This window comes from Rhodococcus sp. 105337 (assembly GCF_012844225.1).
In the GTDB taxonomy this organism is placed as follows: Bacteria; Actinomycetota; Actinomycetes; order Mycobacteriales; family Mycobacteriaceae; genus Rhodococcus.
The window spans coordinates 750,379-775,235 of the sequence record NZ_JABAGQ010000001.1; the positions used below are offsets into that span (position 1 = coordinate 750,379).

Sequence of the window (24,857 nt, forward strand, 5' to 3'; positions counted from 1 at the left end):
GAAGCGCAGTCCCAGCGGTGACCGGCCCGAGCGAAGAGCCGGCCTGGAAGCAGCGGGCAGTCGAGCGGTCGATCCGGACCGCGAAGCTGCGCGCCGAGCAGCGCGTACAGCGTTTCCTCGACGCAGCACAGGCGATCATCACCGAAAAGGGAAGCACCGACTTCACTGTCCAGGAAGTCGTCGACCGGTCGAAGCAGTCGCTCCGCAGCTTCTACCTGCAGTTCGACGGGAAGCACGAGCTTCTGCTCGCGCTGTTCGAGGACGCGCTCGGTCGCTCGGCCGACCAGATCCGCGCCGCTGCGGCGGGCGAAGACGACCCCCTCGACCAGCTTCGCGTCGCCGTGGAGTTGCTCTTCGAATCGTCGCGCCCGGACCCGACGGCCCAGCGTCCCCTCTTCACCGATTTCGCGCCCCAGCTGCTGCTCACGCATCCCGCCGAGGTCAAGGTGGCGCACGCGGCGATGCTCACCTTGTTCACGGAACTCATGGAAAAGGTCGACGCCGCAGGAAAGATGCGCGCCGGAGCCAACCCGAAACGCATGGCCGCGATGACGATGCAGACCGTGATGTTCATCGCACAGTCCAGCGGTGGAGACGACACAGCCCGCGCGATTACCGCCGACGAGGTATGGGCTTTCTGTTCCGAAGGCTTCGCTGCTCGCTGACGAGAATCGTATTCTCAAACTCGGTCAATTCGCTTACACTCGGCGTGTGCCCGAGCTCTGGAACGATCTCCTCAACTGCCTCGACCTACGCGCGTGCCCCTCGGACGAAGCCCGAGACGACGTCACGCTCTTCGACGGAGCCAACCTGCAACTGGAGTATCACCGGTTGTTCGGAGGGCAGCTCCTCGGACAGTTCGTGCGCGCCGCGCAACTCTCCTGCCCCGAGAAGAGCATCAAGTCGCTGCACGCGGTGTTCGCCCGTGAGGGACGCGCGGACGAACCCGTGCGGTACGACGTCACCCGGCAGCACGAGGGTCGTTCGTTCGCGACCCTGACAGCGGTCGCACGGCAATCGCGTGGCGTTCTCGCGACCGCGTCGGTGTCCATGCACGCACACGAAGACGGTCCCGACCTCCAGACCACCGATGCGGTGCCCGGAGTCTTGCCGGCCGACACCCGTACCGAATTCTCGCTGATCCCGTGGGAAACACGTACGACCACGGATCTCGCGGATCCCGGAGTCTCGGCCCCGGAGTTCGAAATGTGGATGCGCACACCCGAAGTCGACTCCGTCTATGCGCCGGCGCTCGCCGCGTACGCGACCGACCTCAATCTCATCGGCACCGCGCTGCTCGGGATCGACGGTTTCGACCACACCGGCAACGGAACGAAGTTCACGTCGGCGGTCACGTCGCACAATCTCTGGTTCCACCGCCCCTTCCGCAGCGACGAATGGCTGTTGCTGCGCCAGCACAGTCCCGTGCTGACCCACGGCCGTTGCTTCGGCCGTGGGGATGTCCTCACCGAAGGCGGCTCCCTGGTCGCCTCGTACGCGCAGGAAGCGCTCGTTCGCCTCCCCGTATAGGTCTCGTTGCAGAACAACCCTTTTCGCGTGGTACCCGTAGATACCGAGGTGTGAAGTGGAAGAGTCTCCCGTGTCCGGGCCGATCGGCACCGCAGTCGCTCCGGACGGGGAGAACACCCGTCCCCTGCGGGTGGTTCAATGGGCAACCGGAAACATCGGCACACGTGCCCTCCGGGCGGTGATCGATCATCCGGCGCTCACCCTCGCGGGCGTGTACGTCCACAGCGACGACAAGGCCGGACGTGACGCCGGGGAGTTGTGCGGACGCGACACGGTGGGCGTGCGTGCCACCAGGAAGATCGACGACATCCTGGCCCTGGGTGCCGATTGCGTCCTGTACATGCCGTTGAGATTCGATCTCGACGAAGTCTGCCGGATCCTCGCGTCGGGAACGCACGTCGTCACCACACGTGGGGAGTTCCATCATCCGAGGACCATGGATCCGGCGCTGCGTGCTGCCGTCGAGGAAGCGTGCACGCTCGGCGGCACATCGATCCACAGCACCGGGAGCAGTCCGGGTTTCATCACCGAAGCCGTACCGCTCGTCCTCGCGTCCATTCAGCGCCGTCTCGAGCACCTGGCCATCGACGAGTACGCCGACCTGTCACAACGTAATTCGCCCGGAATCCTGTTCGAAGTCATGGGTTTCGGTGGTCCGGCCGGAGACTTCGCGGACGCCCGCCTCGCCCACGTACAGTCCAACTTCGGTCCGTCCCTCTCCGCACTGGCCGACGCACTCGGAGTTTCTCTCGACTCGGTCGAAGCGTCCGGCGAGGTGGCGGTCGCCCGGCACTCGGTGACCATCGCGGCAGGAACGATCGAAGCGGGGACCGTCGCCGCCCAGAGAATCACCGTGTCGGGCATGAAGGACGGCCGAGAACTCATGCGGTTCCGCCCCACCTGGTACTGCACCGACGATCTCGATGCGGACTGGGATCTTCATTCCACCGGGTGGCACATCTCCGTCGACGGCGACGCCCCCCTCGACATCGAGATGCGGTTCCCGGTCCCGCTCGAGCGGATGAGCGAGGTGTCGCCGTCGTACACGGCCAACCGCGCGGTGAACGCGATTCCCGCGGTGTGTGCGGCGGCGCCCGGCATCCGGACCACCGTCGACTTGCCCCTGATCGTTCCCGAGTTCAGCTGACCGGTCCACGGGAGACGGCACCGGCGCCGAAGATCAACTGTTCGGCGGCCGCGTACGCGTCACTGCTGCCGTCCGCGACCGAATCCGCCAGGTCCCCGAGCCCCGGATGTGTGCGGAGCAGTGTGTGGGCAAGCGAGAGGATCTGGGCCCGGGCGCGCGCACTCCGTCGTTCCGGGGTGTCGGCGCGCTGGTGCGCCTCGATGGCGTCGAGCAACTCCGGGATCCCTGCTCCGGTGGAGGCGACCAGCTTGAGGATCGGTACCTTCGCCTCGGTCCGGAGATCCCGGACGGTCTGATCCGCGCCTTCCCGATCGGCCTTGTTGACCACGAGAAGGTCGGCGACTTCGAGCAATCCTGCCTTCGCGGCCTGAACGGTGTCTCCACCACCGGGATTGAGTATCACCACCGTGGGATCGGCGACCGAGGCGATCTCGATCTCCGATTGGCCGACGCCCACTGTCTCGAGCACGATCACGTCGTAGGCCAAGGCGGCGAGCAGGCGGATCGCAGCCGGCACCGCAGCCGCGAGCCCACCGAGATGCCCACGCGAGGCCACGGAACGGATGAGCACGTCACGGTCGTGGACGTGCTCGGCCATCCTGATGCGGTCACCGAGAAGGGCGCCGCCGCTGTACGGCGACGACGGGTCCACCGCCAGGACCGCGACCCGCAGCCCGCGCGCCCGGTACCCGGCGACCATCGCACCGACAGTGGTGGACTTGCCTGCCCCGGGTGGGCCGGTGACACCGACCACCCGAGTGGTGGCCGGCCCCAGAGCCTCGAGCACCTCGTTGCGACGCGGGCTCTCGACCAGACTCAGCAGCCGCCCTGCGGCGCGCGGAGATCCTCCGCGCGCCGCAGTGAGCAGATCGGCGATGTTCGCTGTGCCGGAACCACTCAAGGCGCAGGCACCTCGATGACGGTGGCTGAGCCCATACCTCCGCCCGCACACATCGCCGCGACACCGATGCCGCCGCCGCGACGGCGCAACTCGTGGACGAGCGTGACCAGCATCCGGGCACCGGTTGCCGCGACGGGATGGCCGAGCGAGCAACCGCTGCCGCTCGTGTTGACCTTCTCGGGGTCCAGGTCGAGCAGCTTGATGCATGCGACGCACTGCGCGGCGAATGCTTCGTTGATCTCGAAGAGGTCGACGTCGGCGATGGACAGTCCGGCGCGGGCGAGCGCCTTCGGGATCGCTTCGACGGGTGCGAGACCGGTGATGGCCGGATCGACACCGACCGAGGCCCAAGCGCGCACGGTGCCGAGCGCCGGCAGGCCGAGGTCGCTGCTGGCGATGGCGAGTGCCGCCGCGGCGTCGTTACCGCCACTGGAGTTGCCCGCGGTGATGCCGAAGCCCTCGATCTCGGGGTGCAGCACCTTCAGCGAGGCGAGCTTCTCGAGGCTGGTGTCGCGGCGGGGATGCTCGTCGACGGAGAACAGGCCGTGCGGCGTCTCGATGGGAACGATCTCTTCCTTGAACCGTCCCTCGTCGATCGCCCGCAGTGCCATCTGATGGGACCGGAACGCCCAGGCGTCCATCTCTTCCCGGGTCACGCCTGCCTTGACCGCGGCATTCCAGCCGACGGTGATGGACATGTCGCGGTTGGGCGCGTCGGGCTGGTCGGGGTGGGTGGGCGACATCCACGGCACCCACTCGTCACCCTGCCGGACCATCGACCGCGGAGAGGTGGAGGCGGAGTTCACGCCTCCGGCGATCACGAGCTGGTCCATGCCGGCACGAATCCCTGCCGCGGCGGTCTGCACCGCGGCGAGGCCCGCCGCGCAGTGCCGGTTGTGGGACAAACCGGGTACGGAGACGAGCCCGGAGGTGAGCGCTGCATGACGCGCGATCACGCCGCCGCCGTACAGGCCTTCACCGAGGATCACGTCGTCGATGAGGCTCTTGTCGAGGTCCTCCGCGGTGGCCGACACCACGTGATGGGCGAGCTCGAATGCGGTGGTGTCACGAAGAGTGCCCTTCATGGCGGTACCGATCGGGGTACGCAGTGCAGAGACTATGACGGCTTCAGGCATGGGTGTTCTCCAGTTCGGCGAGTAGGTTGCGGCGCAAAAGTTTTCCTGTTTCGGTCTTCGGAAGCTCGTCGCGGAACACAATCGTGTCCGGTGTCTTGGACGAGCGCAGCCGGTCCTTGACCCATTGGCGGACTTCTTCGGGGTCCGCGGAGCCGACGAGTACGGCGACGAGGCGCTGACCCCATTCCGCGTCGGAGACACCGATGACGGCAGCTTCGGTGACCCCGGGATGAGCGAGCAGCACGTCCTCGATCTCGGCGGGGGCGATGTTCTCGCCGCCCCGGATGATGGTGTCGTCGGACCGGCCCTCCACGAAGAGGTAGCCGTCGCTGTCGAGGTGCCCGAGGTCGCGGGTGGAGAACCAGCCCTCACCGTCGAGGACGCTCCGGTTGCCGTATTCACCGGAGATCTGCTCCCCGCGAACGTAGATCAGGCCGCTGTGACCCGGTTCCACCCGCTCTCCGTCTTCGGTGCGGATCTCGATCTCGATGCCGGGCAGCGGACGTCCGACGGAGCCGAGCCGTTCGCGGACTGCGGGATCGTCGGAAGCGAAGGCCACCCGGTGGTCGTCGGGGCCGAGCACCGCGATCGACGACGCGGTCTCGGTGAGCCCGTAGGCATTGACGAATCCCGTGTGCGGGAACACCCGCAACGCATGTTCGAGGACCGGACGCGGCGTCCGGGACCCGCCGTAGGCAAGGCTGGCGAGCGAGGGCGTGGCCGCCTCGTCGTCGCCGAGTTCGGCGACGATGCGCGCGAGCATGGTCGGCACGAGCATGGCGTGGGTGACCTTCTCGCGACGGACAGTGTCGAGCCACACCTTCGGGTCGAAGGCGGCGAGGTACACCACCCTGCGTCCTGTATAGAAGTTCGACAGGAGGTTGGTCAGTCCCGCGATGTGGTACGGCGGGACCGACACGAGCGACGCGTCGGTCTCGGCGGCCGAGGCGAACTCCATCGTGTTGAGAACGTATGCCAGCAGATGGCGGTGCCGCAGGATTGCGGGCTTCGGATCCGATGTCGTCCCACTCGTGTAGATGATGGCCGCGACCGCGTCACCGTCCCACTGACCTTCCAGGTCGGACGTGTCGACCTCGCCGAGCGCGTCGTCGGTGAGCGCGTCCAGGTCGGCCTCGTCGAGGACGAGTGCTCCCGGGTGCCGATCCTTCAGTGCGGTGAGTTGCTGCTCACCGAGCCGATAGTTGAGAGGGACGAACGGCACGCCGGCCAGAGCCGCGCCGAAGAGGGCGACGGGGTACGCGAGATGGTTCGCTCCCGAATACAGGACCGCCGGATGATTCCGGAAGCCGACGGCAGCGCGGCGTGCCAGAGTGTCGAGGCGCGCGGCCGTCAGCGTGCGATCGCCGACGGTCGCCACCGCCCGATCGCCGTTGCTTGCGGCCATTTCTAGAATCATGCTTAGGTTCATGAGAACATTATTCTCACAGGTGCAGAGCCGCAGTTGCAAGAAGGGAAATCGAGATGCAGGTAGAAGGTAGCTCCGCGATCGTCGTCGGCGGTACGGGTGGGCTCGGTCAGGCCACCGTTCGTCGTCTCCACGCAGCCGGCGCCAAGGTCGTCATCGCCGACGTCAACGACGAAAAAGGCAAAGAACTCGAGCAGGAACTAGGAGTTCGTTACGTCAGCACCGATGCCGGTGACGAGGATTCGGTCTCGGCCGCAATCGCAGAGGCCCAGTCGCTGGCACCGCTCCGCATCTCGGTGGACTGCCACGGCGGACCCGCCGGCGGTGGCCGTCTCGTCGGCAAGGACGGCAGCGCGATGCCGCTCGAGGCCTTCACGAAGACGATCCAGTCGTACCTGACCTCGACCTTCAACGTCATGCGTCTCGCCGCCGCTGCGATCGCCCAGCAGGATCCGTTCGACGAGGAAGGCAGCCGCGGCGTCATCATCAACACCGCGTCGATCGCCGGATACGAAGGCCAGATCGGCCAGCTCCCCTACGCAGCAGCCAAGGGTGGCGTCATCGGCATGACCCTCGTCGCCGCGCGTGACCTTTCTCCGCTGGGGATCCGGGTGAACACCATCGCGCCCGGAACCATCCTCACTCCGGCGTACGGCAAGGCGGGCGATCAGCTCGAGGCGTACTGGGGCCCGCAGGTGCCGCACCCCAAGCGCATGGGACGTCCGAACGAATACGCGACGCTGGTCGCCTCGATCGTCGAGAACGACTACCTCAACGGTGAGGTCATCCGTCTCGACGGCGCCCTGAGGTTCCCGCCGAAGTGAGCCGGCTCGACGGGAAGGTCGCTTTCGTCGCCGGCGCGAGCCGGGGGATCGGCGCGGCGATCGCCGTGGCACTCGCCGACGCAGGCGCCACGGTCGCGGTTGCCGCACGGTCGGAACGAGAAGGCAAGCTCCCGGGCACGATCCACTCGGTCGCCGAACGGATCACACACGCCGGCGGACGTGCGATTCCCGTCCCGTGCGATGTCACCGACGAACAGTCGGTCGACGAGGCGATCACCGCGACCGTCGAGACATTCGGCGGGCTCGACATCCTCGTCGCCAACGCCGGCGTGCTGTGGATGGGGCCGATCGAATCGACGCCCGCGAAGCGGTGGCAATTGTGCCTGGACGTCAACCTCACGGGTGTGTTCACGGTGACGAAGGCGGCGATCCCGCACCTGCGCGCCCGCGGGGGAGGATCCATGATCGCGGTGACCACGAATGGCGTCACCATGATCGACCGCGGCGCCAACGCATACTGGGTGTCGAAGGCAGGTGTCGAACGCCTCTACACGGGCCTCGCGGCCGACCTGAAGGCAGACAATATCGCGGTCAACTGCCTGGCACCGTCGCGCGTCGTCCTCACCGAAGGATGGACAGCCGGCGGCGGCGGACGGGCGATCCCACCCGAAATGGTGGAGCCACCCGAGACGATGGGCGCTGCCGCAGTCCTTCTGGCAGCGCAGGACTCGACGGGTATCTCGGGCACGATTTCCCAGTCCGAAGTGCTGATCCCGCAACGCCGGTAACTCTCGCAACGACAGCGGTCCGGCCACCGGTGCCGACTCCGTAGCACCACCGATCCACCACCACAGAGGTCCCGGTCATCCACAGGATGACCGGGACCTTCGTCGTCGTGTGGGTGGTGCGCCCCTCCGGGGGTCGGGCTCTTCTCCTCCCGGTAGTGACACGAGATGCCCCCGGATCCTTGCCGTCGAACCTTAGAGAGACTATGGTTCTCGCAATCCGGAAGCCCATTCTGGAATTGGAGAGTTGGAGGCTGTCCGCGCGCCGAGGACACCTCCCCCCCGAACCGGACCGCGCCCTGTACCACCGGGGTCGTGACATCCGGTGCCGAACCATGCTGTGCATCAATTTGTTTCACACAGAATCGAGGTTGTTCATGAAGGTGGAAGTGGACGCACATCGTTGTCAGGGACACACGCTGTGTGCCATGGCTGCGCCGGAACTGTTCGAGTTGAGCGACATCGACGGACACGCCACCGCCGTGGACGCCGAAGTCTCCGCCGACCGCGAGGAGACCGCGAGGGAAGCCGCCCGCAGTTGCCCCGAACAGGCGATCACCATTCTCTGACGTCCCATCCGTATCGCGATCACCGCACGACGAGAGGGCTAGGCCATGAGTGTCGACGACGCCGTCACCGACTCCAGTCACCGGACACCTGTTTTCCAGTTCGACCGGCACGCACCGGATTACCGCGACAACTTTCTGAGCATCACCGACGAAATGCACTCCAAGTGCCCGGTGGCGTGGTCCGACACCCACGGTGGCCACTGGGTCGCCGCCGGCAGCGACGAAGTATTCGCGCTCACCCGTTCTGCGGACATCTCCAACGATCACGACGTCAAGGGGGTCCGGCGCGGTTACAAGGGGATCATGATCCCCTCTGCGGCCAGGGCGTCCGGAGTCCGGGGCGGCATCCTCGAAATGGACGATCCCGAGCACCGCGAGTTTCGCGCGGTGCTCAATCCCTACCTGTCCCCCGCCGCGATCAAGAAGTGGATCGCACCGATCGACGAGGTGATCCGGGCCTGCCTCGACGAGAAGATCGAGTCCGGTGAGATCGACTTCATCGACGACCTCGTGAACATCGTCCCCGCGGTGATCACCCTCGCCATGCTGGGGATTCCCGTCGCCAAGTGGCAGGTGTACTGCGAACCTGTCCACGCAGCCATGTACACCCCGCCCGATTCGCCCGACGTCCCCCGCGTGGCAGAGCTGCACCGCAACATGGGACTGGACCTTCTCGCGAACCTTCACGAAATTCGGGAGAACCCTCGCCCCGGCATGGTCGACGCGGTCGCCCGCGCCACCGTCAACGGTGAAAAGCCGGACGATCTCGAACTTCTCGGTGTTCTCAGCCTGCTTATCGGCGGGGGGTTCGACACCACCACCGCGTTGACGTCCCACGCACTCGAATGGCTGTCCCAGAATCCTGATCAGCGTGAAATCCTCAGCACCGAGCGGGAGAGGCTGCTCGACTCGGCGACCGAAGAGTTCCTGCGTTTCTTCTGCCCCTCCGCCGGCGACGGCCGCACTTTCTCCGCCGACGTCGATCTCGGCGGTGTGCAGTTCAAAGAGGGCGAACGGGTCTGGCTCTCGTGGGCGATGGCGAATCGCGATCCGGAGCTGTTCGACGACCCTCACAGCATCGATCTCGAACGTACCGGCAACCGGCACTTCAGTTTCGGGCTGGGCGTGCACCGCTGTATCGGGTCCAACCTGGCTCGCATCATGTTCAAGCGGATGCTGGTCGCGGTGCTCGACCGCATGCCGGACTTCCGGTGCAACCCGGAAGGCACCGTCCATTACGACTCCATCGGAGTCATCCAGGGCATGCGCAAGCTCCCCGCCACCTTCACGCCCGGCACCCGGCTCGGTCCCGGCCTGGAGGAGACCCTCGCCGAACTCCAGCGGGTGGTCGACGAACAGGAACTCGCCGCGCCCGTGACGGCCCACAAGTAGCAACGTCGACGCGTCGCCGGTTCGCCTCTGTAGTCACGCGGGCCGGTCACGGAAGAGGAATCGATGAATATCGACGATATGGTGATGATCAGCATCGACGACCACGTCGTGGAACCGGCTGACATCTTCGAAAAGCATTTCCCCAAGAGCTTGATGGATCAGGCGCCGCGCCTGACCGCCCATCCGCGCAATCCCAACGTGCAGGCCTGGCTGTTCCAGGACACGGTGGTCGGCAGCTCCGGACTCAACGCCGTCGTCTCCTGGCCCAAGAGCGAGTGGGGCATGGACCCCACCGGCTACGCCGAAATGCGCCCCGGCGTCTACGACATGGACATGCGCGTGCGCGACATGGATGCCAACGGCACCCTGGCCGCCACGCTGTTCGCCACCTTCCCCGGCTTCGCCGGCACCCATCTGGCGAGCCTTCCCGACAAGAAACTGTCCCTCGCCGCCTGTAAGGCGTTCAACGACTGGGTCGTCGGTGAGGTCCCCGATGCCCACCCCGGACGGTTCATCCCGCTCGGCATCATCCCGTTCTTCGACGTCGACGAATCCGTCGAGGAGATCGCGCGGCTCGCCGCCATGGGATGCCGCTCGATCAGCATCCCGGAAACCCCGTACGGCGTCGGCGAAGGGTTTCCCGACTTCAAGTCCGGCTACTGGGACCCGATCTTCAAGGCCTGCGTCGACCACAACATCGTGCTCAGCCTGCACATCGGCGGGGGAATCAACCTCGTCAAGCGCCCCGAAGGCTTCAACATCGACGACATGCTGATGCTGACACCGCTGATCTCGACCATCGCCGCCACCGACATCATGCTCAGCGGAGCGTTCCGGAAGTTCCCGGATCTCAAGGTCGCCATGAGCGAGGGCGGCGTGGGCTGGGTGGCTCCGTGGCTCGACCGTCTCGAGCGGCACATCGTCAACCAGTCCTGGACGGGAGCGAGCTTCCTGCCCACGGGCACGACCCCGACGGACGTGTGGCGCAGCAACTTCCTGGCGTGCTACATCACCGAGCCGAGCGGCCTGAACAATCGCGCACACCTGGGCATCGACACCATCGCGTGGGAGTGCGACTACCCGCACTCGGATTCGACCTGGCCGAACTCACCGGAAATCCTGAAAGCCGAGCTGGATCGAGCACGCTGCACCGACGAGGAGATCGACAAGATCACGTTCGGAAATGCCGCGCGGTTCTTCGAGTGGGATCCGTTCGCCCACATCCCTCGTGAGCAGGCGACGGTCGGTGCTCTGCGCGCCCGGGCCACGGACGTCGACATCAGCGAAACCTCCAAGACCGAGTACCGCCGCCGCTACGAACTCGCCCAGTCGTAAGCGGCGACCGCCGACCGAAAAGGAAACACGACATGACAGATACTCCGCAGCTCGATGGCAAGGTTGCCATCGTCACCGGCGCCGGAGGCGGCATCGGGCGGGCCTACTCCCGGGGACTCGCCGAAGCCGGCGCAGCCGTGGTGCTTGCCGACGTCAACATCGAGTCCGCCACAGCGGCTGCCGACGAACTGACGGCCGCGGGACATCGCGCACTCGCCGTCGCCGTCGACGTCCGGGACGAAACGAGCGCCGGTGAGATGGCGGCCACGGCGGCCACGCACTTCGGGTCCGTCGACATCCTGGTCAACAATGCCGGACTGATGGCCGAAGTGGTCGGCGAGGGCTCTCTCACCACCATGGACATAGACCTCTGGAACCGCACGCTCGCCGTCAACCTCACCGGTCCCCTGCTCTGCAGCCGCGCCGTAGTTCCCTATATGAAGGAACGCGGCTACGGCAAGATCGTGAACCAGTCGTCGAGCGGCGCCTTCATGGCCGCACAGGCCTACGGCATCACCAAACTGGGCCTGGTGAGCATGACCGTGTCGCTGGCACGCGAACTGGCGCCGTTCGGTATCCGCGTGAATGCGATCGCACCGGGAATGGTCAACACCGAGGCCGGGTCGATCGCCTCGCCGCCCGAGCTCAAGGAGATGGTCAAGCACGCCATCCCGTTCCCCTTCGGCGAACCGGAGGAGCTGATTCCCGGGCTGCTGTATCTGGTCTCGTCCGGCAGCGACTGGGTGACCGGCCACACCCTCAACATCGACGGCGGCTGGGTCGTACGAGTCTGATGCTGCTGTCCTTCAATACTTCTCGTAGAAAGTGAACGCATGAAGAACTACCTGCTCGTCGAATCACATCCCTCTCACCCCGAGCGTCTCGAGGAATTCAATCGGTGGTACGACGAGGTCCATATCCCCGAGGTTGTAGCACTCGACGGATTCGTCGGCGCTATCCGCCTGGCACCGGCCGACCCCGACGGGGGACCGTCGGTCACCATCTACGAACTCGACGGTGACCCACAGGCCGCCAAGGACAATGTGCACGCGGCCGCGGCGGCGAAGCAGCTGAACATGTCCGACTCGCTGAGCTACGGCCCGATTCCGAAGATGCGCATCCTCGCGCTGCAATCGGAATACTCCAAGCCGCGCGTATAGCGCATCACGAACTGCGGGGGCGACGAAAACCCCTGTGCGACGGGCGGGGACGCGACAGCGTCCTCGCCCTGCGCGCTTCGCGACTGTGCTTTTGTTCCGGACTCAGTACTCCCCGAGGTCACCCCTGGAGCGCCGCACCCCCAACGCGTCGGCGAGCACGGCACACTGCTCGTCGAAGAAGCCCTGCGCCACACGCTTTCTCGACGCTACGAGATCGAAACCGTGGAATGCGCCCTCGACGATGTGGAATCCGCACGGCACTCCCGCCGATGCCAACCGGTCGGCGTACTCGCGATTCTCCGCGAAGAACAGATCGTGTGAACCCACACCGATCCACGCTGGAGGAAGATCGCCGAGGTCGTCACGTCGCGCCGGCACCGCTTCGCTCCGGTCGGCCGCGCCGAGGTAGCTTTCCCACCCGAACCGATTCGACCTCTCGTCCCACAAACGGGTGTGCCGCGGTCCGGCACCGGTGCGATCGTCGAGCATCGGGTACACCAGCAACTGGAAAACCGGCGGTGGGATCTCCCGGTCACGAGCGCGGAACGCGAGCGCGGCAGCAAGTCCCCCGCCGGCGCTCGCACCGCCGATCGCAATCCGCGAGGCGTCCACTTCCGGACGCCGGGTCAGCCACTCGTAGATTCGGCTGCAGTCCTCGACCGGGACCGGATACGAATGTTCCGGTGCAAGCCGGTACTCGACCGATGCCACCGTGATTCCGAGTTCTTCCGCGAACCGCCGGCAGAGTGCGTCGTCCTGTGCGGCGCGCCCGAACACGTACCCACCGCCGTGAATCCAGAGCAGGGCGGGCCCTGGTTCGTCACCCCGAGCGGTCGACGGACGGAACCAGCGGACGGCGACACCGGGTTCGAGCACATAGACATCCGGATCTTTGCCACGGATCGCGCGAGTGAGCGTGCGCAGCACCGGCAGCGACCTCGGAGTGACCGTCCGGCGGGGTGCAAGCAGCGCGATCCACCGCAGATCGGGATGGAATCCAGGTAGCGAACGCAGGCGATCGATCAAGAATCACCTCGGTCGGCAACCGGCATTGTTGATCTCCTTGTCGTTCCGGGTCCGGCGATAATAGACGCATCGAGACGGGCACCGGGTGCTCGGTGCCCGGTGCCCGCCTCGATGCCCGCTGGATCAGGACTTTGCGGCAGTCAGCTTTGCGATGTTGGACTGGAAGTCGGCGCTCCGGAACGTCATCTCCTCGGCACTCATCGCGTAGTCGAGTGTCGCCAGCACAGCCCGTTCGAGATGAATGTTGAGCAGTCTCTTGGTGGCCTCGATAGCCTTTTGTGGCTGCTCCGAAATGCGCTTGGCGCACGCGAGCGCCTCGCTCAGCGGGTCGGCGACGACGTGGTTCGCCAGGCCCAGTTGGCAGGCACGTTCGGCAGGAATCCGCTGGCCACTGAACGCGAACTCCTTGGCCTGCAGCAAGCTGATCTGGAGCGGCCACGTCAGGGGGCCACCGTCGGCGGCGACCAAACCGACCTGGACGTGGGGGTCCGCCAGGTACGACTTCTCGCCCATGTAGACCATGTCGCTGAGCGCGACCAGACTGCAGCCCAGACCCACGGCCGGACCGTTGACCGCCGCGATCACGGGAATGCGGCACCGTGCCATTCCGAGCACGATCTCCCGGCCGTCGGCGATCGTCTTCGCCCGCAGGTCCGCGTCTTTCGCCAGTTCGGCGAGGTAGGTGAAGTCGCCACCGGCGGAGAATGCCCGGCCGGCACCGGTGATCACCGCAGCACGCGCGTCGCGGTCGGCGCTCAGGCGCGGCCACAACCGGGCCAGTCCCTCGTGCAGGGGATCGTTGACGGCGTTGAGGTCGTCGGGCCGGTTGAGGGTGATGATCCGCAGGGAACCATCGGCCCTGACGTCGATTTCGTCGGGCATGTCGTACATGTCAGACCCCCAATCCGAGGATGCGTGAAGCGATGATGTTCTTCTGGATCTGCGAGGTGCCGCCCATGACACTCTGTGCCCGGCTGTACATGTACGACCCCAGCAGCTCGGGATCGCGGGTACCGGCCACGGACAAGGCCGCGTGCCCGACCGACTGGTCGACCCACGTCATGAGCAGCTTGTCGAGCGAGCCCTCCGACCCGTGCGAGACGCCGTCGAGTTGTTCGGACAACCGGCGCCGCACGTGCAGTCGCAGCATCTCCGATTGCACCGCGGCCCAGGCCAGGTCTTCGGGCGGCCTGCCCTCGACACGGGCGGCGAGCTGGCGGACGAGCTTGCCGTAGCGCGCGGCGAATCCGAGCGTGGACGGTTCCCGCTCGTGACCGACGACCGTCATCGCCACACGCCAGCCTTCGCCGGGCGCACCGACCATCCGGTCCGCAGGAACCCGGGCGCCGTCGAACAGCACCTGCCCGAATTCCTTGGTGACGCCACTGATCATCTTCAGGGGCCGCTGCTCGATCCCGTCCTGGTGCATGTCGACGATGAACGCCGAAATCCCCTTGTGCCGAGGCGCCGTCGGATCGGTGCGCGCGAGCAGCAGGCACCAGTCCGCCACATCGGAATAACTCGTCCAGACCTTGTGCCCGTGCAGGACGTATTCGTCGCCGTCTCGCGTGGCGGTGGTCGTGAGCGACGCCAGGTCGGAGCCGGCACCGGGTTCGCTGAAGCCCTGGCACCACCGCTCGGTCCCGTTGATCATCCCCGGCAGGAACCGATCGCACAGTTCTTCACCGGCGTGGTGGCCGAGCCCCACGACGAGGTAGCCCAGGCTGGGTCGCGGCGGCGCACCCGCGATGGCGAGTTCCTCGTCGAGGATCACGTCGTATACGGGCGGCAGGTCTTGTCCGCCATGCTTTTCCGGCCAGGACAAACCGAAGAATCCGGCGCCGTACAGTGCCTGGTGCCAGTCACCCTGGCGAGCCCAGTACTCGTCCCCCGAGGTGGGGAACGTGCCGGCTACCTGAGCGAGCCACGTGCGCAGGCGTTCGCGGAAGGCTGCTTCGTCCGGCGAGTCACGAAAGTCCAAGGTCGATCTCCTCCAGGCTCACGGGGAACAGTTCGGTGGACGTCAGCGCCCGCCGCAGATAGACGTGCTCGATGCACTCCCAGGTGTTGCCGATGCCGCCGTGCACCTGGACGGCGGTTTCGCACACTGTGCGTGCCGCTCGCGCGCAGTAGATCTTCGCGATGCGCGCTGCGCGGACCGCGTCGGCCGGTGCAAGCTCGTCGACCGCCCATGCCGCGTGCCGCAGCACGCTGATCGATCCTTCGATCAACGCTTGGCTCTCGGCGAGCAGGTGCGCCACGGCCTGATACGAGCCGATCGCCTTGCCGTACTGCTCGCGAATCTTGGCGTACTCGATCGCGACAGTCTGTGCTCCGCGGGCCGTGCCGACCAGGTCGGCACACGTCGCCACCAACGCGAGCGCGTATCCGCGCTCGATGGGCTCGGCGTCCAGATCTCCGATTGGGGTGTACGGCTCGGCGAGGGTGGCGAATCCGCGGGTGAGGTCGGCACCGGGTGCTGCCTCGCCGATCTCGGCAGACAGCACTGTCGTGCCGCGGACCACCAGGGCCTGCTTCAGGCCGTGTGCGTCGAACGCGTCGTCACCGATCGCTATCGCCCACGTCTGCTGGTCCTCACTGAGGTGACGACGCAGATCGTCGGCGAGCACGGGCCCGAGGAAGGGAACGTCGACGAGGCCGCGGCCGAATTCCTCGGCGATGATCGCCACCTCGACTCCCGACGCACCGTCGGAGCGCAGCGAGCGCCAGCCGGTGGAGTCGACGGTCTTCTCCAGTCGCGCGCGGCGCGCCGCGTCGTCGAGGCCCTGGACCGATCCCGGTCCCAGCTCGTCGGCCAGCCTGGCGGCAGCGTCTCTCAGCTGCTGTTGTTCATTCGTCAGACGTACGTCCATGGCGCTCCTCGAGTAGTCGGCGCAACACCTTGCCGGAGGGCAAGCGGGGAATTTCGGGGACGAGAATCACGCGGCTGGGTCGCTTGTAGGACGCGAGCCGTTCGCCCACATAGGCGATGACCTCGTCGGGATCGATCGTCGCGGTGGCGGCGGCCGACACCGCCGCTACCACTGCCTCGCCCGCGGCCTCGTCGGCGACTCCGAACACCGCGCAGTCGGCTACGTCCGGGTGGCCGTGCAGTACCGCTTCGACTTCGGCGGGAGCGACCTGAAAGCCTTTGACCTTGATCATTTCCTTGGATCGGTCGGTGATACGGACCCAGCCGTCTTCGTCGACGGACCCGACATCGCCCGTTCGGTACCACCCGTCGTCGAAGGCGTCGACGGTCGCCTTGTCCGGAAGATAACCGGCCATGAGCGACGGGGATTTCACCTGGATCTCGCCGCGTTCACCCGGCGCGACCTGTTGGCCCGTGCCGAGCGACACGACTCGCAACTCCACACCGGGGGCGGCGCGGCCGACGCTGTCGAGACGGGCGCCGCTCACCGGGTTGCACGCGATGACGGGTACTTCGCTCGCACCGTAGGCCGGGACCCATGGCACACCGGTGCGGCGCGTGATCGTCGCGGCAACACTCTCGGTGACCGGGGTCGCCCCCCACATGATGTAGCGGAGCGAGGACAGGTCCAGCGACTCGAGGTCGGGATACGAGGCGATGGCCATGGCGATGGGAGCGACGGCCATCTCCACGGTGATCTTGTCCCGCTCGATGTGACGCAGGACGGTCTCGAGGTCGAACCGCCTGTGGAGTCGCATCCAGGCACCGGCTTCGAGCACCGTGGCGATGTTGAGGAGACCGAGGATGTGCGACGGCGGCGTGGCGATCTGGATCCGGTCTGCCGGCGTCAATGCGAGAGCGTCGCGCCAGTGCACCACTGCGGCGCCGAAGGACGCGTGTGTGTGCCGGACGGCTTTGGGCAGGCCCGTGGTTCCCGAACTGAACACGAGCACCGCGTCCGCATCCCGATCCGCACCCGAGGGAAAGCCCGATCCGCCGCGGGCGGTTTCCCACCGCTCCGGGACGGGATCGTCGAGGTGCACCATCGGAAGGGGAGCATCGCGGTCCGCCGCGGCTTCGGCGAGGACGGCCGCGTCCCCTACCGCCGCCACCGGGCCGGTGACGGCGAAGGCGTGCTCGACCTCGGTCCGCTTCCAGGACGGGCTCAGGAGGACGACGACGGCGCCGAGGCGCCAGATCGCCTTGACCGCGATCAGGAACTCGGGACGGTTCGACGACATCAGTGCGACCCGGTCGCCCGTACCGACGCCCTGGTCGCGGAGACGCAGTGCGAGACCGTCGGCGCATGCGTCGAGATCGGCGAGTGTGTACTCGCGATCTTCGAATGCCAGCACGGCGGGCTCTGTCATGGCGCTCTCTCGCGTATGGGAATCGTCCCGAGAGGTTTCACTCTCGCGTGTGAGAATAGTACTCTCCACTTAGTAGAATATTCATACCAGGAGGAGACGGTCCATGGCGAGACCACCATTGTTTCAGCGCGCGACCGTGACCCGGATCGTGAAGGAGACCGACGACGCGCGCACCTACGTGCTCGCTCCGCACGACGGACCCTTCACCTACAAGTCCGGGCAGTTCTGCACCTTCAAGGTGACGGTCGACGGAACCGACCTGTACCGGTCGTACTCGATGTCGAGTGCTCCCGAGACCGACACCGAACTGATGACCACCGTCAAGCGGGTACCCGGAGGCGCGGTCTCGAACTGGCTCCATGATCATGTGGCAGAGGGCGATGAAGTCGACATCACCCGCCCGGCAGGCACTTTCCTGCTCCGCCCGGCCGAGGGCCCGGTGCTCGGATTCGCGGGCGGCAGCGGCATCACTCCGATTCTGTCGCTGGCCAAGAGTGCCCTCGCCTCCACCGACCGCCGAGTCCGCCTGCTCATCGCCGACCGCGATCGTGCCTCCGCCATCTTCGAGACGGTCACCGCAGACCTGGTCGCCCGGTATCCGGGGCGGTTCGAGGTCGTCCGGCACTACGACGACGAGAGCGGACTGCTCGATCCCGCCTCCGTTGCGGCCTTCGTCGGACCCGACACGGCGGCCGACAGTTACCTGTGCGGACCGGAGCCCTTCATGGACATGATCGAAGGCGCACTGACGGGCCCGGGCAACGTGTACAGCGAACGCTTCGGAAGTGCCGCCGAACCCATCCGCCCCGACGTCCCGGTTGCGGACCTCCCGGCTGCGGACGCACCCGTGGCCGCCGCAACACCCGCTCCGCCGATCGAGGGCACGGTCTCGATCCGTCTCGGAAGCCAGCGGGTGTCCGTCCCGCGACATCCGGGCGAGACTCTGCTCGAGAGCGCCCGGCGGGCCGGACTGGCACCGCCGTTCTCGTGCGAGGCAGGGAACTGCGCGACCTGCATCGCCAAGATCGTCGACGGCAGTGCGACGATGCGCGTGAACGACGCACTCAGCGACGACGAGATCGCCGACGGCTACGTCCTCACGTGCCAGGCAGTGCCCGACAGCAACGACATCCGGGTGCGGTACGAGTAGAGGTTCACCGGAACCTGCACGACGGACAGTGATCTGCTCGGGAGATTCCCGAGCAGATCACTGTTGCGAGCAGAGGATCAGAGTGAGGGAGCGGGCACGTCGTCGTTGTGCTCGCCGAGACGCGGCGGTGCGCCGTACCGCGGTTCGTATCCCTCGATGCGGATCGGACTGCCCACGAGGCGGAAATCGCCGGCGGTGATCACCGCGTCCGGAGTTGCCTCGAGCGCATCCGGCAGCGATCGCACCGCTGCGGCCGGAACCCCGAGCGGCCGTAACCGGCGTTCCCATCCCGATGCGCTGTCGCCGGCCAGCACAGCCGTGACGACCTCGAGCACCTCGTCGCGGCGCGCGGCGCGTTCAGCCATCGTGCCGAAACCGTCGATGCCCGCTTCGGCGGCAAACGTCCGCCAGAAACCGTCGTGCGTGATGAACAGCGCGAGAGTTCCGTCGGCGGTCGGGAACAGCTGAGCCGGAACATAATACGAGTGGGCACCGTGTGGCATGCGCCTCGGCGCGGTGCCCTCGTTCAGATACGCCGAGGCACGGTAGTTGAGCTGCGACAGCATCACGTCGTGCAACGAGACGTCCAGTTGCCCACCGCGACCGGACACGATCTGTGCGAGCAGACCCAGGGCGGCGGTCAGACCGGTGGAGTTGTCCGCCGCCGAATAACCGGGCAGCGTGGGCGGCCCGTCGGGGTCGCCGGTCAGCGCGGCGACGCCCGTGACAGCCTGGATGACGTAGTCGAACGCCGGATCGTCGCCGTTGTGCAGGCCGTACCCGGTGAGCGCGACACACACGATCTTGTCGTTTCGGGTGCGCAACGACTCGTATGTCAGTCCGAACTTCCGGATCGCCGAGGGCTTGAGATTGACGAGCAACGCATGGGAGACGGACGCCAGCTCACCGAGCCTCTCCTGGCCCTCCTCGGTCGAGAGATCGAGACAGATACTGCGTTTCCCGCGGTTGAGACTCGCAAAATACGCGTCGCTCACCTGCCGGGAGAGATCCCCGGTCGGCGGCTCGATCTTCGTGACCTCGGCACCGAGATCGGCGAGCATCATCGTGGCGTACGGGCCCGCGAGGATGTGACCGACCTCGAGAATTCGAATTCCCGCGAGTGGACCCGCCGTCACCTCAGTTCCTTCGCCAGCTCGGCAACGACTTCACGGGTCTTGTACTTCGACGCGACCAGTTCGTCGCGGGTGTTGCCGATGGGCAGCAGGCGCATGGACAAGTCCGTCACGCCGGCGTCGCGGTAACGACGGAACCCGGCGAGGATCGCTTCTTCGTCACCGACGATCGCCATCGAGCCGATGTCCTTGGCCTCACCCTGCTCGAGGAGTCGCTGGTAGTTGGGCGAGATCTCGGCCTCGGCAAGGATCCGGTTGGCTCGCTCGCGAGCGACCTCCTCCTCGTCCGGCGCGCAGAGGCACACCGGAACACCCGCCACGATCCGCGGATCCGGGCGTCCGGCCTCGGCGGCCGCCTTGGTGATTCGCGGCACGATGTGCTCACCGATCGCGCGCTCGTCGGCCATCCACAGGATCGTTCCGTCCGTGTGCTCGCCCGCGATCCGGAGCATGACCGGCCCGAGCGCGGCCACCAGGATCGGCATCGGTGCGACCGGGGCGATATCGAGCGGGTTGTGCACGGTGAACGTGTCGTTCTCCACGTCCACCGAACCCGGCCCGCGCTGCGCCGCGTTGAGAACCTCGAGGTAGTCGCGGGTGTACTTGGCAGGCTTGTCGTAGGAGAGCCCCAGCATGTCCTCCACGATCCAGTGGTGCGACGGGCCGACACCCAGCGCAAGCCGCCCGTTCAGAGCGGCGTGCGTCGACAGCGATTGCCGGGCCAGTGCGATCGGGTGCTGTGCCTGGAGCGGTACGACCGCCGTGCCGATCTCGATGCGGCTGGTCCTCGTGCCCATCAACGCAACCGCGGTGAGGGCGTCGAAATCCGTGGGGATCTGCGGAACCCACACCGTGTCGAACCCTGCGGCTTCGGCCCATTCGACGTCTTTCAGCATGCGGTCGACCTTGCGGGCGGTATCACCCTGCTCCGGGCCGACCATCACTCCGATACGCACGATTCCTCCAACTTCCCGAACTCGATTGTGTGGGTGCCGCGCGTCGTCACAGCGGCGCAGCCGTGCCCGTCAATTTCCGGACCTCGTCCACGAGGACATCCAGCGGAGTACTGGTGGGACACACGGCTGCTGCGCCCGCGGCGAGAAGCTTGGGCACATCGCTCTGCGGAATCGTGCCGCCGACGATCACGGCGATATCGCCGGCGTCGGCCGCACGGAGTTGTTCGACGACCTTGGTCGTGAGTGCGACGTGGGCGCCCGAGAGAATGCTGAGACCCACCACCGCGACATCTTCCTGCACCGCGATCGAGACGATGTCCTCGACCTTCTGACGGATGCCGGTGTAGATCACTTCGAATCCGGCGTCGCGGAGGGCACGGGCGACGATCTTGGCGCCGCGATCGTGCCCGTCGAGACCGGGCTTGGCGACGAGGATGCGGGCGCTCATCAGAACACCACCGGCTGCTGGAACTCGCCCCAGACGTTCTTGAGCGCGGACACCATTTCGCCGACGGTGCAATACGCGTTGGCGCAGTCGATCAGGCGGTGCATCAAATTCTCGGTTCCTTCCGCAGCGCGGGACAATTCGGCGAGGGTGGTGCGCACGGCCTCGGGGTCGCGTTCCGCCTTCACTTTCGCCAGGCGCTCGAGTTGCATCTCGCGTCCCAGCGCATCGAGTTCGTACGTGGAGATCTCCGGCGCGGGCTCGTCGGAGACGAACTTGTTGACACCGACCACGGGGCGCTCGCCGCCTTCGATCTCCTTGTGGGTCTTGTATGCCTCGTCGGCGATCAGACCCTGCAGGTAACCGTCTTCGATCGCGCGGACCATGCCGCCGTGCGCTTCGAGGTCGGCCATGATCTCGATGATGCGTTCTTCGGTGGCATCGGTGAGTGCCTCGACGAAGTACGAGCCGCCGAGGGGGTCGGCGACGCGGGTCACGCCGGTCTCGTACGCGAGGATCTGCTGCGTGCGCAGCGCGAGGGTCGCCGATTCCTCGCTGGGGAGGGCAAACGGTTCGTCCCACGCAGCGGTGAACATCGACTGCACACCGCCGAGCACGGAGGCCATGGATTCGTAGGCGACCCGCACGAGGTTGTTCTGGGCCTGCGGCGCGTAGAGCGACGCGCCACCGGCCACACACCCGAAGCGGAACATCGACGCCTTGTCGGTGGTCGCACCGTAACGCTCGCGGACGATGGTCGCCCACCGCCGGCGCCCGGCGCGGTACTTGGCGATCTCCTCGAAGAAGTCACCATGGGTGTAGAAAAAGAACGAGATCTGCGGAGCGAACTGCTCGATGGTCATCCGCCCGCGCGCGAGAACGGTGTCGCAGTAGGTGACACCGTCGGCGAGAGTGAACGCCATCTCCTGGACCGCGTTGGCGCCGGCGTCACGGAAGTGCGCGCCTGCCACTGAGATCGCGTTGAAGCGCGGTACCTCGGCTGCACAGAATTCGATGGTGTCGGCGATGAGCCGCAGCGACGGTTCCGGCGGCCAGATCCACGTGCCGCGGGACGCGTACTCCTTGAGGATGTCGTTCTGGATGGTGCCGGTGAGTTTCTCGCGCGGCACCCCCTTGCGCTCGGCGGCGGCGACGTAGAAGGCCAGCAGGATGGCGGCGGTTCCGTTGATGGTGAAGCTCGTGCTGATCTTGTCGAGCGGAATGTCCTCGAACAGGATCTCGGCGTCGGCGAGGGTGTCGACGGCGACGCCGACGCGACCCACCTCCTCACCGACCTCCGGATCGTCGGAGTCGTAACCGCACTGAGTAGGGAGATCGAGCGCGACCGACAGGCCCGTGCCGCCCTGTTCGAGGAGGTAGCGGTACCGCCGGTTGGACTCCTCGGCGGTACCGAATCCGGAGTACTGGCGGAACGTCCACAACCGGCCCCGATAGCCGGTGGCGAAGTTGCCGCGGGTGAAGGGGAATTTGCCCGGCGCAGGCGGCTCGGTACCCCGGTCGTCCGGCCCGTAGACCGGCTCGAGCGGGATACCCGACGAGGTTTCGGTGAAGTCGTTCACGCTGGATACATTACTTGCAGAAAAAGAGAATGCCAATATCATCGCTGAGAACGGAACGGTTTCACTGATACGACCTGGGAGAACGATGACGAGCCAGAACGCACTCACCGACCGCACCATGGTCATCTCCGGCGCCAGCCGCGGGATCGGCCTCGCTATCGCCACCGCAGCGGCCCGGCAGGGTGCGAACGTGGTCCTGCTCGCCAAGACCGCCGAGCCCCACCCCCGGCTGAAGGGCACGGTCCACACCGCTGTCGCCGAGATCGAGGCGGCCGGCGGCAAAGCCGTCGCCGTCGTCGGCGATGTGCGCAAGGAAAGCGACGTCCAGCAGGCAGTCGATGCCGCGGTGGAGCGTTTCGGCGGTATCGACTTCTGCGTCAACAACGCGAGCGCGATCGCCACGGAACCGACCGAACAGCTCTCGGCCAAGAAGTACGACCTCATGCAGGAAATCAACTGCCGCGGCACCTTCCTCCTCACGAAGGCGGCGCTGCCGCACCTGCGGAACTCGCCCAACGCCCACGTGCTCACCATCTCCCCGCCGCTGAACATGAACCCCTACTGGCTCGGAGTGCACCCCGCCTACACCCTGTCGAAGTACGGAATGTCCCTGCTGACGTTGGGTTTCGCAGCCGAGTTCGCCGAGGCCGGCATAGCGGCGAACTGCCTCTGGCCCGAGACGTTCATCGCGACGTCGGCGGTCGCGCACATGCCGGACGGTGACGCGCTCCTGTCGTCCTCGCGTAGCCCGGAGATCATGGCCGACGCCGCGGTGGCGATCCTGTCGCGCTCTGCGAAGGACGCCACGGGTCGCTGCTTCATCGACGCGGATGTACTCACCGAATCGGGTGTGACCGATCTGTCCGGCTACGGCGGCGGCGACAACCCGCAGTGGGACCTGTTCCTCGACAAGGACTGACGAACCCCGCGCCGTACTCACTCCGCGCCGTACTCACCCTGCGCCGTGCCGGCCGGGTGGGTACGGCGCGTGAAGGTCGAAACGCACGCCGATCATGCGGATCACGAAGCACACCGCCGCCGCGCCGAACGCGACTAGGGTGCCCTGATACCCGAAACTGTGTGCAGCCGTGAATATTCCGGCTCCGATGAGGGCAGGAATTGCGTAGAGCTCACTCCGCAGGACGGTAGGCACACGACCGATCATGACGTCACGGATGGTCCCGCCACCCACCGCGGTCACGGCACCGACGAGAACGGCCTGTGTCACCCCGAAACCCAAGTCCAGGGCCTTGTATGCGCCCAGCACTGCGAACACACTCAATCCGATCGCATCGAACACGGTGATCGTCGCGTTGAGCCGATCGAGTCTGTGGCCGAGGGCGAAGGCGACGAGACCGCCGGAAGCAGCGAGGGCGAGATATCGCCAGTCGAGGAAAGTTGCCGGGGGCAGGGCCCCGAGAAGCACGTCGCGGACCGTCCCGCCGCCCAGACCGGTGAACATGCCGAGCGTGACGATCCCGACGATGTCGAGTTTCTCGGCCCGCACGGCCGTCAACGCACCGTTGAGTGCGAACGCAAATGTCCCGACGAGGTCGAGTACCAGCCACACTGGTGTTTCGGTCGGCATTGCACGAGATATACCCGGTGCCACCGGAAGATTCTCCGTTTTCGGCGGATCGGAGGTGTGACGAGCCACCGCCGTCCCGGCGAGCCGGAGGCACACGCTCGCGCTAGGAGCGGGGGGTGCGCCTGTGCCCGCGTCGCACCCGGGTGCGTTCGTCTTCCGAAAGCCCACCCCAGATACCGTGGCGTTCGCCGGATTCCAGAGCGTATTCCAGGCATTCTTCCCGCACCGCACATTGCCCGCACACCGTCTTCGCAGCGACGAGGCGGTTCTCCCGCGCGGCACCGCGCTCGTTGTCGGGGTGGAAGAACAGCGAGCCGTCCACGTCGCGGCACTCGGCATGCATCTGCCAATCCCACGACTCCGCGACGGGCGGCGGCAACTTGAGCAACTTCAGCGCGGGCACGGTCACACCTCCTTCGCCATACGACGGTATATGCGGATCAGGTTGTCCGTAGACGCATCACCCGACTCCGGCTCACCCACACCCCCCAACACCGGCGCCAACACCGAC

General features: G+C 66.4%; 26 protein-coding genes. 12 read left to right on the forward strand and 14 right to left on the reverse strand.

Annotation, left to right across the window (positions count from 1 at the left end; translation table 11 throughout):
* The first annotated feature begins 17 nt into the window (after positions 1 to 17).
* Genes HF886_RS03485 through HF886_RS03495 form a run of 3 tightly spaced genes read left to right on the forward strand, consistent with a single transcriptional unit; the run spans position 18 to position 2,677 of the window.
* Positions 18 to 665 carry a TetR/AcrR family transcriptional regulator gene (locus tag HF886_RS03485; protein WP_169622006.1) on the forward strand — a complete coding sequence of 216 codons (648 nt, stop codon included), beginning with the start codon at positions 18 to 20 and terminating at the stop codon, positions 663 to 665.
* A 46-nt stretch (positions 666 to 711) separates the two neighbouring features.
* Positions 712 to 1,530 carry an acyl-CoA thioesterase domain-containing protein gene (locus tag HF886_RS03490; RefSeq protein ID WP_169622005.1) on the forward strand — a complete coding sequence of 273 codons (819 nt, stop codon included), beginning with the start codon at positions 712 to 714 and terminating at the stop codon, positions 1,528 to 1,530.
* Positions 1,531 to 1,585: 55 nt separating this feature from the next.
* Positions 1,586 to 2,677 carry a dihydrodipicolinate reductase gene (locus HF886_RS03495; RefSeq protein WP_346765288.1) on the forward strand — a complete coding sequence of 364 codons (1,092 nt, stop codon included), beginning with the start codon at positions 1,586 to 1,588 and terminating at the stop codon, positions 2,675 to 2,677.
* Here the strand turns inward: HF886_RS03495 and meaB are convergent.
* Genes meaB through HF886_RS03510 form a run of 3 tightly spaced genes read right to left on the reverse strand, consistent with a single transcriptional unit; the run spans position 2,670 to position 6,143 of the window.
* Positions 2,670 to 3,578, reverse strand: coding sequence for a methylmalonyl Co-A mutase-associated GTPase MeaB (gene meaB / locus HF886_RS03500; protein ID WP_206037175.1), 909 nt, complete (start codon positions 3,576 to 3,578; stop codon positions 2,670 to 2,672). The genes HF886_RS03495 and meaB overlap by 8 nt on opposite strands.
* Positions 3,575 to 4,714, reverse strand: coding sequence for a thiolase family protein (locus HF886_RS03505; protein ID WP_169622004.1), 1,140 nt, complete (start codon positions 4,712 to 4,714; stop codon positions 3,575 to 3,577). The genes meaB and HF886_RS03505 overlap by 4 nt, the downstream gene beginning before the upstream one ends.
* The gene (locus HF886_RS03510; RefSeq protein WP_169651553.1) at positions 4,707 to 6,143 is read right to left on the reverse strand and encodes a class I adenylate-forming enzyme family protein; all 1,437 of its coding nucleotides are present in this window, start codon (positions 6,141 to 6,143) and stop codon (positions 4,707 to 4,709) included. Before HF886_RS03510 ends, HF886_RS03505 begins: the two co-directional genes overlap by 8 nt.
* Before the next feature lie 53 nt (positions 6,144 to 6,196).
* On the opposite strand from HF886_RS03510, the gene HF886_RS03515 reads away from it, so the two are divergent.
* From HF886_RS03515 to HF886_RS03545, 7 genes are all read left to right on the forward strand, one after another.
* Complete coding sequence (locus tag HF886_RS03515) at positions 6,197 to 6,964, forward strand: SDR family NAD(P)-dependent oxidoreductase (protein ID WP_169622002.1); 768 nt, start codon at positions 6,197 to 6,199, stop codon at positions 6,962 to 6,964.
* Positions 6,961 to 7,713 carry an SDR family NAD(P)-dependent oxidoreductase gene (locus HF886_RS03520; RefSeq protein ID WP_169622001.1) on the forward strand — a complete coding sequence of 251 codons (753 nt, stop codon included), beginning with the start codon at positions 6,961 to 6,963 and terminating at the stop codon, positions 7,711 to 7,713. Before HF886_RS03515 ends, HF886_RS03520 begins: the two co-directional genes overlap by 4 nt.
* A gap of 374 nt (positions 7,714 to 8,087) precedes the next feature.
* Positions 8,088 to 8,279, forward strand: a complete 192-nt coding sequence (locus HF886_RS03525; RefSeq protein ID WP_169622000.1) for a ferredoxin — start codon at positions 8,088 to 8,090, stop codon at positions 8,277 to 8,279.
* A 45-nt stretch (positions 8,280 to 8,324) separates the two neighbouring features.
* The gene (locus HF886_RS03530) at positions 8,325 to 9,671 is read left to right on the forward strand and encodes a cytochrome P450 (RefSeq protein ID WP_169651554.1); all 1,347 of its coding nucleotides are present in this window, start codon (positions 8,325 to 8,327) and stop codon (positions 9,669 to 9,671) included.
* A gap of 63 nt (positions 9,672 to 9,734) precedes the next feature.
* Positions 9,735 to 11,006: an amidohydrolase family protein gene (locus HF886_RS03535; protein WP_169651555.1), complete on the forward strand. Its 1,272-nt coding sequence runs from the start codon at positions 9,735 to 9,737 to the stop codon at positions 11,004 to 11,006.
* Between the two features lie 32 nt (positions 11,007 to 11,038).
* A complete protein-coding gene (locus HF886_RS03540; protein ID WP_169651556.1) occupies positions 11,039 to 11,800 on the forward strand; it encodes an SDR family oxidoreductase in 762 nt (253 codons plus the stop codon).
* A 39-nt stretch (positions 11,801 to 11,839) separates the two neighbouring features.
* The gene (locus tag HF886_RS03545) at positions 11,840 to 12,166 is read left to right on the forward strand and encodes a DUF4286 family protein (RefSeq protein WP_169621996.1); all 327 of its coding nucleotides are present in this window, start codon (positions 11,840 to 11,842) and stop codon (positions 12,164 to 12,166) included.
* Between the two features lie 102 nt (positions 12,167 to 12,268).
* Here the strand turns inward: HF886_RS03545 and HF886_RS03550 are convergent, their stop codons facing one another.
* From HF886_RS03550 to HF886_RS03570, 5 genes are all read right to left on the reverse strand, one after another.
* Positions 12,269 to 13,192 (reverse strand): alpha/beta hydrolase, encoded by a 924-nt coding sequence (locus HF886_RS03550; protein WP_169651557.1) that lies wholly within the window; start codon positions 13,190 to 13,192, stop codon positions 12,269 to 12,271.
* Positions 13,193 to 13,315: 123 nt separating this feature from the next.
* Complete coding sequence (locus tag HF886_RS03555; protein WP_169651558.1) at positions 13,316 to 14,083, reverse strand: enoyl-CoA hydratase/isomerase family protein; 768 nt, start codon at positions 14,081 to 14,083, stop codon at positions 13,316 to 13,318.
* Between the two features lies 1 nt (position 14,084).
* Complete coding sequence (locus tag HF886_RS03560; protein ID WP_169651559.1) at positions 14,085 to 15,173, reverse strand: acyl-CoA dehydrogenase family protein; 1,089 nt, start codon at positions 15,171 to 15,173, stop codon at positions 14,085 to 14,087.
* Complete coding sequence (locus tag HF886_RS03565) at positions 15,160 to 16,065, reverse strand: acyl-CoA dehydrogenase family protein (protein ID WP_169651560.1); 906 nt, start codon at positions 16,063 to 16,065, stop codon at positions 15,160 to 15,162. Before HF886_RS03565 ends, HF886_RS03560 begins: the two co-directional genes overlap by 14 nt.
* Positions 16,043 to 17,494: a class I adenylate-forming enzyme family protein gene (locus tag HF886_RS03570; protein ID WP_169651561.1), complete on the reverse strand. Its 1,452-nt coding sequence runs from the start codon at positions 17,492 to 17,494 to the stop codon at positions 16,043 to 16,045. Before HF886_RS03570 ends, HF886_RS03565 begins: the two co-directional genes overlap by 23 nt.
* A 103-nt stretch (positions 17,495 to 17,597) precedes the next feature.
* Here HF886_RS03570 and HF886_RS03575 point away from each other — a divergent pair, with 103 nt between their 5' ends.
* The gene (locus tag HF886_RS03575; protein WP_169621990.1) at positions 17,598 to 18,644 is read left to right on the forward strand and encodes a ferredoxin--NADP reductase; all 1,047 of its coding nucleotides are present in this window, start codon (positions 17,598 to 17,600) and stop codon (positions 18,642 to 18,644) included.
* 77 nt (positions 18,645 to 18,721) lie between these two features.
* On the opposite strand, the gene HF886_RS03580 is transcribed toward HF886_RS03575, so the two are convergent.
* Genes HF886_RS03580 through HF886_RS03595 form a run of 4 tightly spaced genes read right to left on the reverse strand, consistent with a single transcriptional unit; the run spans position 18,722 to position 22,758 of the window.
* Positions 18,722 to 19,780, reverse strand: coding sequence for a CoA transferase (locus tag HF886_RS03580; protein WP_169621989.1), 1,059 nt, complete (start codon positions 19,778 to 19,780; stop codon positions 18,722 to 18,724).
* Positions 19,777 to 20,733 carry an LLM class F420-dependent oxidoreductase gene (locus HF886_RS03585; protein WP_169621988.1) on the reverse strand — a complete coding sequence of 319 codons (957 nt, stop codon included), beginning with the start codon at positions 20,731 to 20,733 and terminating at the stop codon, positions 19,777 to 19,779. The genes HF886_RS03580 and HF886_RS03585 overlap by 4 nt, the downstream gene beginning before the upstream one ends.
* A gap of 46 nt (positions 20,734 to 20,779) precedes the next feature.
* Positions 20,780 to 21,181 carry a cobalamin B12-binding domain-containing protein gene (locus HF886_RS03590; protein WP_169621987.1) on the reverse strand — a complete coding sequence of 134 codons (402 nt, stop codon included), beginning with the start codon at positions 21,179 to 21,181 and terminating at the stop codon, positions 20,780 to 20,782.
* On the reverse strand, positions 21,181 to 22,758 hold the full coding sequence (locus tag HF886_RS03595) for a methylmalonyl-CoA mutase family protein (protein ID WP_296550684.1): 1,578 nt from the start codon (positions 22,756 to 22,758) through the stop codon (positions 21,181 to 21,183). Before HF886_RS03595 ends, HF886_RS03590 begins: the two co-directional genes overlap by 1 nt.
* 85 nt (positions 22,759 to 22,843) lie before the next feature.
* Here HF886_RS03595 and HF886_RS03600 point away from each other — a divergent pair, with 85 nt between their 5' ends.
* Positions 22,844 to 23,677 carry an NAD(P)-dependent oxidoreductase gene (locus HF886_RS03600; RefSeq protein WP_169621985.1) on the forward strand — a complete coding sequence of 278 codons (834 nt, stop codon included), beginning with the start codon at positions 22,844 to 22,846 and terminating at the stop codon, positions 23,675 to 23,677.
* A gap of 33 nt (positions 23,678 to 23,710) precedes the next feature.
* Here the strand turns inward: HF886_RS03600 and HF886_RS03605 are convergent, their stop codons facing one another.
* Positions 23,711 to 24,346, reverse strand: coding sequence for a trimeric intracellular cation channel family protein (locus HF886_RS03605; RefSeq protein ID WP_169651562.1), 636 nt, complete (start codon positions 24,344 to 24,346; stop codon positions 23,711 to 23,713).
* A 103-nt stretch (positions 24,347 to 24,449) separates the two neighbouring features.
* Positions 24,450 to 24,755, reverse strand: a complete 306-nt coding sequence (locus tag HF886_RS03610; RefSeq protein WP_346765180.1) for a WhiB family transcriptional regulator — start codon at positions 24,753 to 24,755, stop codon at positions 24,450 to 24,452.
* Positions 24,756 to 24,857 lie beyond the last annotated feature (102 nt).